Raw genomic sequence first — 13174 nt, forward strand, 5'->3', positions numbered from 1 at the left:
TGTGGCTGGGGGTGAAAGGCCAATCAAACCGGGAGATAGCTGGTTCTCCCCGAAATCTATTTAGGTAGAGCCTTGAGCGGACACCTTCGGGGGTAGAGCACTGTTTCGGCTAGGGGTCCATCCCGGATTACCAACCCGATGCAAACTACGAATACCGAAGAGTGATACTCAGGAGACACACGGCGGGTGCTAACGTCCGTCGTGGAGAGGGAAACAACCCAGACCGCCAGCTAAGGTCCCAAAGTCTATATTAAGTGGGAAACGAAGTGGGAAGGCTTAGACAGCTAGGATGTTGGCTTAGAAGCAGCCATCATTTAAAGAAAGCGTAATAGCTCACTAGTCGAGTCGGCCTGCGCGGAAGATGTAACGGGGCTCAAATATAGCACCGAAGCTGCGGCATCAGACGAAAGTCTGTTGGGTAGGGGAGCGTTCTGTAAGCGGATGAAGGTGAATCGAGAGGTTTGCTGGACGTATCAGAAGTGCGAATGCTGACATAAGTAACGATAAAACGGGTGAAAAACCCGTTCGCCGGAAGACCAAGGGTTCCTGTCCAACGTTAATCGGGGCAGGGTGAGTCGGCCCCTAAGGCGAGGCTGAAAAGCGTAGTCGATGGGAAACGGGTTAATATTCCCGTACTTGGATAAACTGCGATGTGGGGACGGAGCAGGTTAGGTTATCGCACTGTTGGATATGTGCGTTTAAGTTTGTAGGTGGGAAGTTTAGGCAAATCCGGACTTCTATTAAACACTGAGAGATGATGACGAGGCTCTACGGAGCTGAAGTAACCGATACCACACTTCCAGGAAAAGCCACTAAGCTTCAGGTTTATCTAAACCGTACTGAAAACCGACACAGGTGGTCAGGTAGAGAATACTCAGGCGCTTGAGAGAACTCGGGTGAAGGAACTAGGCAAAATAGCACCGTAACTTCGGGAGAAGGTGCGCCGGCGTAGATTGTAGTCCCTTGCGGGCGAAGGTTGAACCGGTCGAAGATACCAGCTGGCTGCAACTGTTTATTAAAAACACAGCACTCTGCAAACACGAAAGTGGACGTATAGGGTGTGATGCCTGCCCGGTGCTGGAAGGTTAATTGATGGTGTAATCGAAAGAGAAGCTCCTGATCGAAGCCCCAGTAAACGGCGGCCGTAACTATAACGGTCCTAAGGTAGCGAAATTCCTTGTCGGGTAAGTTCCGACCTGCACGAATGGCATAATGATGGCCAGGCTGTCTCCACCCGAGACTCAGTGAAATTGAAATCGCCGTGAAGATGCGGTGTACCCGCGGCTAGACGGAAAGACCCCGTGAACCTTTACTATAGCTTGACACTGAACATTGAATTTTGATGTGTAGGATAGGTGGGAGCCTTAGAAGCAGTCACGCCAGTGATTGTGGAGGCGTCCTTGAAATACCACCCTTTAACGTTTGATGTTCTAACGAAGATTACGAAACGTGGTCTCGGACAGTGTCTGGTGGGTAGTTTGACTGGGGCGGTCTCCTCCCAAAGAGTAACGGAGGAGCACGAAGGTTTGCTAATGACGGTCGGACATCGTCAGGTTAGTGCAATGGTATAAGCAAGCTTAACTGCGAGACAGACAAGTCGAGCAGGTACGAAAGTAGGTCATAGTGATCCGGTGGTTCTGAATGGAAGGGCCATCGCTCAACGGATAAAAGGTACTCCGGGGATAACAGGCTGATACCGCCCAAGAGTTCATATCGACGGCGGTGTTTGGCACCTCGATGTCGGCTCATCACATCCTGGGGCTGAAGTAGGTCCCAAGGGTATGGCTGTTCGCCATTTAAAGTGGTACGCGAGCTGGGTTTAGAACGTCGTGAGACAGTTCGGTCCCTATCTGCCGTGGGCGTTGGAGAATTGGTTGGGGCTGCTCCTAGTACGAGAGGACCGGAGTGGACGCACCACTGGTGTTCCGGTTGTGTCGCCAGACGCATTGCCGGGTAGCTAAGTGCGGAAGAGATAAGTGCTGAAAGCATCTAAGCACGAAACTTGCCAAGAGATGAGTTCTCCCAGATTTAAAATCTGTAAGGGTTGTTTAAGACTAAGACGTAGATAGGCATGGTGTGTAAGCGGTGCGAGCCGTTGAGCTAACATGTACTAATTGCCCGAGAGGCTTAACTATACAACGCTCAAGGGTTTTGGGTGTTGAGAAGACGAAACAGACTCAGAGAAGAAAGAGAAGAAAGTTTTGAAGGTTATCAGCTTGTTTGGTTGTGAGCGCTAGAGATAGCGGAACAGAAAGAGAGAAAAGTTATTAAAGGAATAATCCTGGCGGCGATAGAGCGGTGGTCCCACCTGACCCCATACCGAACTCAGAAGTGAAACGCCGATGCGCCGATGGTAGTGTGGGGCTTCCCCATGTGAGAGTAGGACACCGCCAGGTACTGAATGTGAACCCCAAGCTGAAGAGCTTGGGGTTTTTGTTTATGGAGTTTTCAATATTTTAGCAAAGCGTTGATTCTATGATACAATCATCGCTGTAATTTTTATAAAACAAGAGAAAATATGACCGCACTTAATGTATTAATTTATCCAGATGATCACCTAAAGATTGTTTGTGAGCCAGTTGTCGAAGTCAATGATGACATTCGCAAAATTGTAGATGATATGTTTGATACGATGTACCAAGAAGAAGGCATTGGTCTTGCAGCTCCGCAGGTAGATATCTTGCAGCGTATTATTACGATTGATATTGAAGGCGACAAACAAAATCAATTAGTGTTGATCAATCCAGAAATTTTGACCTCAGAAGGTGAAACAGGCATAGAAGAAGGTTGTTTGTCTATTCCTGGATTCCGTGCTTTAGTGCCTCGTAAAGAAAAAGTCACGGTAAAAGCGTTAGATCGCCATGGTAAAGAATTTACGATTGATGCAGATGGTTTATTAGCAATCTGTATTCAGCATGAGATCGATCATTTGAACGGTATTTTATTTGTGGATTATCTTTCACCGTTGAAACGTCAACGTATCAAAGAAAAATTAGTGAAATATAAAAAACAAATTGCAAAACAATAATCAAAAGTGCGGTATAAAATGACCGCACTTTTCCTATCAACGCCATAACGTAGAACATTATGAAACCATTGAATATCATCTTTGCCGGTACCCCGGACTTCGCAGCACAGCATCTTGCTGCACTTTTAAATTCTCATCACAATATTATTGCTGTTTATACGCAACCAGATAAACCGGCTGGCCGCGGTAAAAAATTGCAGGCGAGTCCTGTAAAACAATTAGCAGAACAGCATCAAATTCCTGTTTATCAACCAAAATCCTTGCGTAAAGAAGAAGCACAAGCAGAGCTTAAAGCGTTAAATGCTGATGTAATGGTTGTTGTCGCTTATGGTTTGATTTTACCTCAAGCAGTGTTGAATATGCCTCGTTTAGGTTGTTTAAATGTGCATGGCTCTCTCTTACCACGTTGGCGTGGCGCGGCACCTATTCAGCGGTCTATTTGGGCAGGAGATCAACAAACTGGTGTGACGATTATGCAAATGGATGCAGGCTTAGATACTGGCGATATGTTACACAAAGTGTATTGCGATATTGATGCGCAAGAAACCTCCGCCTCACTTTACTATAAATTAGCTGAAATTGCGCCATCTGCATTGATTGATGTTTTAGATCATTTGGAAGAAGGGAAATTCATTGCAGAAAAACAAGATGATAGCCAAAGTAACTATGCAGAGAAACTTTCTAAAGAAGAGGCTAAATTAGATTGGTCGCTATCGGCAGCCCAGCTTGAACGCAATATTCGCGCATTTAATCCTTGGCCGATTAGTTTCCTACAGTTAACTGATGAGCAAGGTAATGAACAAACCCTAAAAGTTTATGCTGCTGCCGTGTTGCCACATTTGGATAAACCAGCTGGGACGATTTTAAGTGTCGATAAAAAAGGTATCCAAATTGCTACGAAAGAAGGCGTTTTAAATTTATTGCAACTTCAGCCTGCAGGCAAGAAACCTATGTCGGTGCAGGACTTCCTCAATGGTCGAGCAGATTGGTTCCAGGTTGGTAAGGTTCTAAACTAATGGTATTTCAACGAAAAAAAACGGAAAAATCGACCGCACTTTCGGTACGCGCTATTGCTGCTCAAGTGATTTTACAGGTTTTAGATCAAGGTAAGTCCTTATCAACGTTGCTTCTTGACGTGCAATCGCAGGTAAAACCACAGGATTTGCCTTTATTACAGGAAATCACCTTTGGTATTTGTCGCGTATTGCCTCGTTTAGAAAATATTATAAAAAAGCTATTAGATAAGCCATTGAAGGGTAAAACCCGCATCGTGCATTGCTTGTTATTAGTAGGGTTGTACCAATTACTTTATATGCGAGTGCCCGCTCATGCGGCGGTAGATGAAGTAGTTAATGCCACAAAATTATTAAAATCGGATAGTTTCCGTGGTTTGGTTAACGGTGTATTGCGTCGCTTCTTACGGGAACAAGAAGATATTCTTGCTGTAGTAGATAAACATTGGCAAACGCTTCATCCTGAATGGTTTGTGAATAAAATCAAAAAAGCTTATCCGAATTGGCGTGAAATTATTGAGTCGAATAACCAAAAGCCACCAATGTGGTTACGGGTCAATCAACAGCAAAATAACACGAAAACTTACCGCACTTTGTTGGAAGAGCAGGAAATAGCGGCATTTGAATGTGATAATCCACATGCTTTACGTTTAGCTCAACCGCTTTCTGTTTCGAAACTACCGAATTTTGAACAAGGTGCAGTAACCGTTCAGGATCTCAATGCGCAGTGGTCAGCCTTATTGCTTGAGCCACAAAATGATGAATTAATTTTAGATGCCTGTGCAGCCCCAGGTGGGAAGACTACACATATTTTAGAGATGGCACCGCAAGCGAAAGTGATTGCGCTTGATGTCGAGGCTCATCGCTTAAAACGCGTCGAAGAAAATCTTGCCCGGTTGAATCAACAGGCGACTGTTATTTGTGGTGATGCGACCGAGCCTGAAAAGTGGCTTTCAGAAATAGGTTTAAGTGGTGTATCCTTTGATCGTATTTTATTAGATGCACCTTGCTCGGCAACAGGGGTGATTCGTCGTCATCCGGATATTAAATGGCTACGTCAAGAAACGGATATTGTTCAATTGGTTGCCTTGCAAGGACAAATCCTCAAAGCGCTTTGGGCAAAATTGAAACCTAATGGCATTTTGCTTTACGCGACTTGCTCGGTGCTTCCTGATGAGAACAGTCAGCAAATACAGCATTTTTTAGCTGAAACACCCGATGCAGAATTAATGCTATTGCCGTTTGAACAAACGGAAAATACGATTGGAATCCAATTCTTACCACAAGAGAATGGCGGGGATGGGTTCTATTATGCAAAATTGAGAAAACGGTCAGCTTAAATGAATTTGCCTTTAATTGATGTCGTTATTCCTTGCTATAACGCGGAACAAACGCTTGTTCGAGCAGTGGAATCTGTGTTGCTGCAAGGTAATCTTGGTCGTCTTTGGCTGATTGATGATGTGTCGACAGATAATACATTTGCATTAGCCTTACAGCTTGCAGCACAATATCCTGACAGAATTTCTGTCGAGCAAATGGCGAAAAATAGTGGTGTCGCGATAGCTCGAAATTGGGGTGCGATGCTCTCTGCTAAAAGTGCGGTCGATTTTGTTGCGTTTTTAGATGCGGATGATGCATATGAACCGGGAGCATTAGAAGTAGCTGCGGCAACATTTTATTTTCAGCCAGATACGTCGGTGGTGAGATTAGCATTAAAACCGATAAATTTAGCCAAACGTTATGCAGAACACCCTAATTTTGATCAGGCATGGCAATATATGCGCATGACCTGCGGGGGAAATATCGTTTTCAATAAAGCTTTTTTCTTAGCGTGTGGCGGATTTCCTGCACATCAATTATTCCGAGAGCTCGGCGGTGAAGATGGCGCTTTAGGCATTGCAACCACTAAAACGGCAAAAGTAGCGACATTATTTGAAGATGTAGGCGTGTTGCATTTTTGTCGTGAAGGGATGCATGCAGAACGTTTGCTCAATGGTCTGTTATTTGGTAAACAAGATTCTTCGATTACTACAGAAAAAATGGCAGAAGCAGAACAAGTAACGGCGACCATTTGTCGCCGTATTGAAGCATTAAAGTGCGGTCTAAATTCAGCTGAAATTGGCATCCGCCCCTTGGTTGTGGAGAGAACAGAATGAAAATAATCATCTTAGGTGCAGGGCAAGTAGGCACAACACTTGCGGCAAATTTAGTGAGTGAAGATAACGATATCACGCTAGTCGATAATGAATCCCAACATTTGCAGAATTTGCAAGATAAGCATGATTTACGTGTGGTTAAAGGTTCGCCTTCTTCACCCAAGATTTTACGAGATGCTGGGGCAGCAGATGCAGACTTGATGGTTGCCGTAACCGCATCTGATGAAACTAATATGATTGCTTGCCAGTTGGGATATACACTTTTCAACACACCAACCCGTATTGCACGTATTCGTAATGCGGAATATTTGCGTGAGAAAGATAAATTATTTAATGATGAAAACGTACCAATCGATCATCTGATTTCGCCAGAGAATTTAGTTACAGATGAGATTACACGCTTAATTGCTTATCCAGGTGCGTTGCAAGTGGCGCATTTTGCTAATAATCGGATTAGCATTGTGATTGTAAAAGCGTATTACGGTGGTCCTCTAGTGGGTTATGCGTTATCCGCTATTAAAGAGCATATGCCACATATTGATTGCCGAATCATTTCAATTTTACGTAATGATAAATTAATTCGCCCGCAAGGTTCGACCATTATTGAGGCGGGAGACGAAATTACCTTCATTTGTGCGACAGAGCACATTAAAGCGGTAATGAGCGAATTACAACGCCTTGAGAAAACCTACAAGCGTATCATGATTGTGGGCAGTGGGAATATTGCCTCAGGTGTAGCAAAACAGCTAGAAGATAAGTATCAAGTAAAACTCATTGAGCGTGATGGTGAAAAAGCAAAAGTGTTGGCTGAGAAACTCTCTAAAACCCTTGTTTTCCATGGTGATGCTTCTGACCAGAATTTACTTTTTGAAGAGCATATTGAGAACGTCGATGTCTTTTTATCATTAAGTGCGGACGATGAAGCCAATATTATGTCGGCATTACTGGCAAAACGTCTGGGTGCCAAAAAGGCGATGGTACTGATTCAGCGCATGGCATATATCAATTTGATTCAAGGCGGAACCATTGATATCGCGGTTTCACCACAACAAGCGACAATTTCCGCTTTATTAGGACATGTGCGTAAAGGGGATATCAAAAATGTGGCCTCTTTGCGTCATGGTACCGCGGAAGCCATTGAACTAGTTGTGCATGGCGATGCGACAACATCCAATGTGGTTGGAAGACAAATTGGCGATATAAAGCTGCCTGTAGGGGCAATGATTGCGGCAATTTTACGTAAAAATGAAGTAATCATTGCTCGTCGTCAGGTTGTTATTGAAGAAGGCGATAATGTGATTGTTTATATTAATGACAAGAAATCCGTGTCAGAAATTGAAAAATTATTCCAACCAAGTGCATTTTTTATTTAAATAACAGTTTACTTTTTAATCTGAAAACCTATAATACGCACTCTTTTAATTTTTTAAACCAACACAAAAGGAAATTTTATGAGCTTTCTTAAAGAATTCCGCGAATTCGCAATGCGCGGCAACGTAGTAGATATGGCAGTCGGTGTGATCATCGGTGGTGCTTTTGGTAAAATCGTAAGTTCACTTGTAGGTGACGTAGTAATGCCTGTATTAGGTATTTTAACTGGCGGCGTAGATTTCAAAGATTTGAAAATCACGTTAGCACAAGCGGTAGGTGACACTCCAGCAGTAACATTAAACTACGGTGTATTTATTCAAAACGTCTTTGATTTCATCATCATTGCATTCGCAATCTTCATGATGATCAAAGGTATCAACAAAGTGAAAAAACCAGTAGAAGAAGTAAAAGGTCCTTCACAAGAAGAATTACTTACTGAAATTCGCGATTTATTAAAAAAATAATAAGAATTTAATTTAAATAAAAAAAGGTTGGTATTTTACCAACCTTTTCTTTTATCTGAAATTTAAGCTTTGAGTAATAATGCGACAGCCTCGCAAGCTATACCTTCACTTCTACCGGTAAAGCCAAGTTTTTCTGTTGTGGTTGCTTTCACGTTTACTTGCTCAATATCGCACTGTAAATCTTCCGCAATCTTCGCTCGCATTGCATCGATATGAGGACGCATTTTAGGGGCTTGTGCAATAATGGTTACATCCACATTACCTACTTTATAACCTTTTTCTTGTACTTTGCGGAATGCTTCTCGTAATAAAACACGGCTATCTGCATTTTTATATTGCATATCAGTATCAGGGAAGAGTTTACCAATATCCCCTAATGCTGCCGCACCTAATAAGGCATCCGTTAAGGCATGTAAAGCGACATCACCATCAGAGTGGGCAATGAATCCAGTATGGTAAGGCACTTCAACGCCACCAATAATTAAAGGGCGATCTTCACCAAAGGCATGAACATCAAACCCATGTCCAATTCGTATCATAGAGTTTTCCTTGTTAAATAAAATTCGGCTAAAGCTAAATCTTCTGGACGTGTCACTTTAATATTATCACTTCGTCCCGCGACCAAGTGCGGTCGAAATCCAGCCAGTTCCATCGCAGAGGCCTCATCTGTAATATTAGCACCTTGAGAGAGCCCCTGTTTAAGTGCATTTCTTAATAGATCGCAACGGAAAAATTGAGGTGTTTGTGCAAGCCAAAGTTCAGCGCGATCTTCTGTTTTAATAATATCTTGTTGTTTATTCGCGCGTTTAATCGTATCGACCGCTGGAATGGCCAAAATAGCGCCGTGTTCATCATCGATTTGGAGCAATTTATCTAAATCTTGATGGGTTAAACAAGGTCTGGCTGCATCATGCACTAATGCCCAAGCTTGCTCATTTTTAATCGCTTTCAGCCCATTGAGAACAGACTCTGCTCGTGTTTCACCACCTTCAATAAGTGTAATATTTTTGTGTGGAAATAAAGTTATTTCAGAAAGATAGGGATCATTTTTTCCTACTGCAAGAATAACGCGATTGATTGCAGGGTGGGATAGAATAATAGAGAGTGTATGTTCCAGAATCGTCTTGTCTAGGATTTTCAGATATTGCTTCGGTTTGTTTGCTTGCATACGGCTTCCAACACCCGCAGCAGGAATGACGGCAATAATTTCGCGACTCATTATTTATGCTCTTTGACGATGTGATAGAACACTTCGTTTGGTTTGACCATATCATGGTTCATGCGTGCACGCTCTTCAATCGATTCAAAGCCTTTTGTTAATCCTTGAATTTCGGCGGAAATCATTTGATTTCTTTGTGAGAGCTTTTCATTTTCAGCTTTATTCTCTTTGATTTGAGCGGCCACATCTTTGTAGTCAAAATAGCCGTTTTTACCAAACCAGAGATCGTACTGAAATAGCACGAGAACACCCACTAAAATTCCAATGAAAAGACGCATAAATTACCTATTATTTCTGAAAACTTGGGATAGTTTACCGTGAAATACAGCGAAATGCGATGAAAAAGTGCGGTTAAAAATAAGATGATTTTTGAAGTGATCTTATTTGGCTTATCAGGTAACTTAAAACTTAAAAATGTGATCTCTCTCACAAATCAGTTATAAAGTTTGATAAACCCATAGTCACTGCCCGAATAGGCTTGTTATACTTTTGCTTGTCATTATGACTTTTTAACAGAAGGAACAATCAATGAAAACAACATTAAAACTTACTGCTATTGCAGCGATGTCAGCATTTATTTTAACTGGTTGTGCGACTCAAAATAAGAGTGCAGAAGCGGATGCGCAGCTTCAACAACAAGCGGTATTAGGTCTTAACTGGATTCAACAATCAGGTGAATACCAAGCCCTTTCTTACCAAGCATACAATGCGGCAAAAGTGGCATTTGATCACGCTAAAGTGAAAAAAGGTAAGAAAAAAGCTGTTGTGGTGGACTTAGATGAAACCATGTTAGATAACAGCCCTTATGCAGGTTGGCAAGTTCAAAACAATAAACCATTTGATGGCAAAGACTGGACTCGTTGGGTAGAAGCTCGTCAATCAGGTGTGGTACCAGGTGCAGTAGAATTCAATAACTATGTAAATACCCATGGCGGTAAAATGTTCTATGTTTCTAATCGTAAAGACAGCAATGAAAAAGCAGGTACGATTGATGACATGAAACGTTTAGGTTTTAATGGTGTTGAAGATTCAGCGTTTTACTTGAAAAAAGATAAATCACCAAAAGCAGCACGTTTTGAAGAAATTGAAAAACAAGGTTATGAAATCGTCGTTTATGTGGGTGATAACCTAGATGACTTCGGTGATGCGATCTACGGTAAACAAAATGCAGAACGTCGTGATTTCGTGGCACAAAACAAAGCGAAATTTGGTAAAACATTCATCGTATTACCTAACCCGAACTACGGTGGCTTTGAAGGCGGCTTAGCAAAAGATTATTTCAAAGGCGATTCAAGCAGCAAAGTAAAAGCACGTTTAGATGCAGTTAAAGCTTGGGATGGTAAATAATTCCCTTCTTGAGATAAACAAACACCCGCAGAGATGCGGGTGTTTTGTTTTAGTCTAAAAGTGCGGTCTATTTTCGCATCATTTTTTCTTTATGAGATGCGAAGTCCGCGCCTTTCGCCAGCATGCGAAGTTGTAAAATAACACGCTCTTTTAGTAAATCTTGTTCAGCTTTTGTCATGTCTAAAGCGTTGGAACCTGCCGTGAATACGATGGTTACCATTCCCTCAGCCTGAACATAAGACACATATTGCGAGTAGTGATTTTTCTTCGCAATATATTCAGCCAATTCATCAACAAAGTGTTTGATTTCACGAGCGGCTGCAGTACGGAAAGCCTGAGATGTGCCCGAACTTTCACGTAAGAGCAAACGGAACACGTTGGTGCTGTGAGTGATAAATTCAAAAAAGGTTTCCACGGATACGCGGATCACACTACCGCCAGCATCAATACGTTTACGCGCTTGGCGCATTAATTGACGGAGGGTTAAACCTGCTTCATCTACCATTTCTAATCCGAGCTCATCCATATCGCTAAAGTGGCGATAGAAAGAAGTTGGTGCAATGCCCGCTTCACGGGCAACTTCACGTAAGCTTAAATTAGAAAAGCTTTTTTCTGCACTCAACTGATTGAATGCGGCGTCAATTAAGGCCCGACGGGTTTTTTCTTTTTGAATTGCTCGAACACCAGCCATTTGGTTTTCCTCAGCTTATGATAAATTATTTTTTATTCGCTAAAATCGATTTAACTTGTTCACTGACCGCACTTGCAACGCGTTCATAGCGATTACGTAATGGTGAACCTGGGCGGTAAACGAGAGCAATAGTACGAGACGGTTCTGGCGAATGGCAAGGAATATATTTTACACCTGCACGTGTGCCTTCATTTAATACAGCAAGTTCTGGCATAAAGGTGATGCCTGCATTAGCTGCCACCATATTACGCAACGTTTCAAGGCTAGTGGCTTGGAAGTGAGAGTCTTCTTTAGCACCGGCCGTAAAACAATAATCGAGTGCTTGATTACGTAAGCAATGCCCATCATCCAACATAAGCATTTCTTGCCCTTTTAAGGTATTCATGGCAATTTTACTTTCTGAAGCCCAAGGATGTTGGTCGGATACAGCGAGTAACATTTTTTCATCAAAAATAGGCACTTCGATAAACGCTTCAGTTTCGGGTACGCGAGCCACAATCGCACAATCTAATCGGCCAGTTTCTAATTGTTCTAATAGTTGGTGAGTTTGGGCCTCGTAAAGAAATACTTCTAAATCTGGGAAAGTTTCTTTCAATGTTGGTACAATATAAGGAAGTAGGTAAGGACCAACGGTTGGGATTAATCCAATGTGTAATGGACCTGTCATTTCTTTACCTTGATTGCTAGCCATTTCTTTGAGTAATTTTACTTCGCGTAATACAGTGCGAGCTTGATCGACAAGTAACATGCCCGATTGCGTGAAGAGCACTTTACGGCTCGTACGTTCAAGTAAAATAATGCCTAACTCATCTTCGAGTTTGCGGATTTGGCCACTTAAAGTGGGTTGGCTAACATTGCAAGAATCCGCCGCTCGACGGAAATGTTTAAACTCGGAAAGGGCTACTAAGTATTCTAAATCACGAATATTCATAGGGTTCTCACTTTATAGAATATGTCAATTAAAAGGATAGAATTAATTGATTATGACTATATCACAAAACTTTCTATAATGCCTATCAAGTTTTTAAGGTAAATTCATTTAACTAACAGAGGAGACACATTATGTCTAATATGGAAGGAAAAAAAGTCCCACAAGTTACATTTCGTACTCGTCAAGGTGATCAATGGGTTGATGTGACTACATCTGAATTATTCGACAACAAAACAGTTGTTGTTTTCTCATTACCGGGTGCGTTCACGCCAACTTGTTCATCTTCTCATTTACCACGTTATAACGAGCTTGCACCAGTGTTCAAAAAACATGGTGTAGATGATATTTTAGTTGTGTCTGTAAACGATACTTTCGTTATGAATGCTTGGAAAGAAGCGGAAGAAGCACACAATGTAAAATTCATTCCAGATGGCAACGGTACTTTCACTGAAGGTATGGGCATGTTAGTTGGAAAAGATGATTTAGGTTTTGGTAAACGTTCTTGGCGCTATTCTATGCTCGTGAAAAATGGCGTAGTGGAAAAAATGTTTATTGAACCAAATGAGCCAGGCGATCCGTTTAAAGTATCAGATGCCGATACCATGTTGAAATACATTGCACCAGATTTCCAAGTGCAAGAATCAATCGCCATCTTCACAAAACCAGGCTGTCCATATTGCGCGAAAGCAAAACAACTTTTACGTGATAAAGGTTTAAGCTTTGAAGAAATCGTATTAGGTCAAGATGCAACTATCGTGAGTGTACGTGCGGTTTCTGGTCGTGCAACTGTGCCACAAGTATTCATCGGTGGTAAACACATCGGCGGTAGCGACGATTTAGAAAAATACTTTGCATAATTGATTGCTAGGTAGGAAATTTTTTTATATTTTTGATTATTAGGAACATAAGTTAAAAGGGAGCGAAAGCTCCCTTTTTGTTGTTTGTGATTTTGTT

13 protein-coding genes and 2 rRNA genes (1 of these 15 running past the window's edge) are annotated in these 13174 nt (G+C 42.0%); 10 read left to right on the forward strand and 5 right to left on the reverse strand.

What is annotated here, in order from left to right; translation table 11 throughout:
* From INQ00_RS03035 to mscL, 8 genes are all read left to right on the forward strand, one after another.
* A 23S ribosomal RNA gene (locus INQ00_RS03035) occupies positions 1-2135 on the forward strand; it begins 765 nt to the left of the window's first position.
* 145 nt (positions 2136-2280) lie between these two features.
* A 5S ribosomal RNA gene (gene rrf, locus INQ00_RS03040) occupies positions 2281-2396 on the forward strand.
* Positions 2397-2518: 122 nt separating this feature from the next.
* The gene (gene def / locus INQ00_RS03045; RefSeq protein ID WP_065244041.1) at positions 2519-3028 is read left to right on the forward strand and encodes a peptide deformylase; all 510 of its coding nucleotides are present in this window, start codon (positions 2519-2521) and stop codon (positions 3026-3028) included.
* Between the two features lie 59 nt (positions 3029-3087).
* Complete coding sequence (fmt, locus tag INQ00_RS03050; protein ID WP_197547274.1) at positions 3088-4044, forward strand: methionyl-tRNA formyltransferase; 957 nt, start codon at positions 3088-3090, stop codon at positions 4042-4044.
* On the forward strand, positions 4044-5381 hold the full coding sequence (gene rsmB, locus INQ00_RS03055) for a 16S rRNA (cytosine(967)-C(5))-methyltransferase RsmB (protein WP_197547275.1): 1338 nt from the start codon (positions 4044-4046) through the stop codon (positions 5379-5381). The genes fmt and rsmB overlap by 1 nt, the downstream gene beginning before the upstream one ends.
* A complete protein-coding gene (locus INQ00_RS03060; RefSeq protein WP_197547276.1) occupies positions 5382-6197 on the forward strand; it encodes a glycosyltransferase family 2 protein in 816 nt (271 codons plus the stop codon).
* Positions 6194-7570, forward strand: a complete 1377-nt coding sequence (gene trkA, locus INQ00_RS03065) for a Trk system potassium transporter TrkA (RefSeq protein ID WP_197547277.1) — start codon at positions 6194-6196, stop codon at positions 7568-7570. Before INQ00_RS03060 ends, trkA begins: the two co-directional genes overlap by 4 nt.
* 78 nt (positions 7571-7648) lie before the next feature.
* On the forward strand, positions 7649-8032 hold the full coding sequence (mscL, locus tag INQ00_RS03070; RefSeq protein WP_197547278.1) for a large-conductance mechanosensitive channel protein MscL: 384 nt from the start codon (positions 7649-7651) through the stop codon (positions 8030-8032).
* A gap of 62 nt (positions 8033-8094) precedes the next feature.
* On the opposite strand, the gene ispF is transcribed toward mscL, so the two are convergent.
* From ispF to ftsB, 3 genes are read right to left on the reverse strand one after another with little or no spacing between them, the layout of a single operon-like run.
* Positions 8095-8571: a 2-C-methyl-D-erythritol 2,4-cyclodiphosphate synthase gene (gene ispF, locus INQ00_RS03075; RefSeq protein ID WP_197547279.1), complete on the reverse strand. Its 477-nt coding sequence runs from the start codon at positions 8569-8571 to the stop codon at positions 8095-8097.
* Positions 8568-9251 (reverse strand): 2-C-methyl-D-erythritol 4-phosphate cytidylyltransferase, encoded by a 684-nt coding sequence (gene ispD / locus INQ00_RS03080; protein ID WP_197547280.1) that lies wholly within the window; start codon positions 9249-9251, stop codon positions 8568-8570. The genes ispF and ispD overlap by 4 nt, the downstream gene beginning before the upstream one ends.
* Complete coding sequence (gene ftsB, locus INQ00_RS03085) at positions 9251-9529, reverse strand: cell division protein FtsB (RefSeq protein ID WP_054418419.1); 279 nt, start codon at positions 9527-9529, stop codon at positions 9251-9253. The genes ispD and ftsB overlap by 1 nt, the downstream gene beginning before the upstream one ends.
* A 250-nt stretch (positions 9530-9779) precedes the next feature.
* Between ftsB and INQ00_RS03090 the strand changes: the two genes are divergently transcribed.
* Positions 9780-10598 carry a 5'-nucleotidase, lipoprotein e(P4) family gene (locus INQ00_RS03090; protein ID WP_070776263.1) on the forward strand — a complete coding sequence of 273 codons (819 nt, stop codon included), beginning with the start codon at positions 9780-9782 and terminating at the stop codon, positions 10596-10598.
* 67 nt (positions 10599-10665) lie between these two features.
* On the opposite strand, the gene fabR is transcribed toward INQ00_RS03090, so the two are convergent.
* Together fabR and oxyR are read right to left on the reverse strand one after the other, a co-directional pair.
* Complete coding sequence (gene fabR / locus INQ00_RS03095; protein ID WP_054418423.1) at positions 10666-11289, reverse strand: HTH-type transcriptional repressor FabR; 624 nt, start codon at positions 11287-11289, stop codon at positions 10666-10668.
* 25 nt (positions 11290-11314) lie between these two features.
* Positions 11315-12220 (reverse strand): DNA-binding transcriptional regulator OxyR, encoded by a 906-nt coding sequence (gene oxyR / locus INQ00_RS03100; RefSeq protein WP_065244052.1) that lies wholly within the window; start codon positions 12218-12220, stop codon positions 11315-11317.
* Positions 12221-12351: 131 nt separating this feature from the next.
* Between oxyR and pgdx the strand changes: the two genes are divergently transcribed.
* On the forward strand, positions 12352-13077 hold the full coding sequence (gene pgdx, locus INQ00_RS03105; RefSeq protein ID WP_070582851.1) for a hybrid peroxiredoxin PGdx: 726 nt from the start codon (positions 12352-12354) through the stop codon (positions 13075-13077).
* The last annotated feature ends 97 nt before the right edge of the window (positions 13078-13174 follow it).

The organism is Haemophilus parainfluenzae, from assembly GCF_014931275.1.
Lineage (GTDB): Bacteria > Pseudomonadota > Gammaproteobacteria > Enterobacterales > Pasteurellaceae > Haemophilus_D.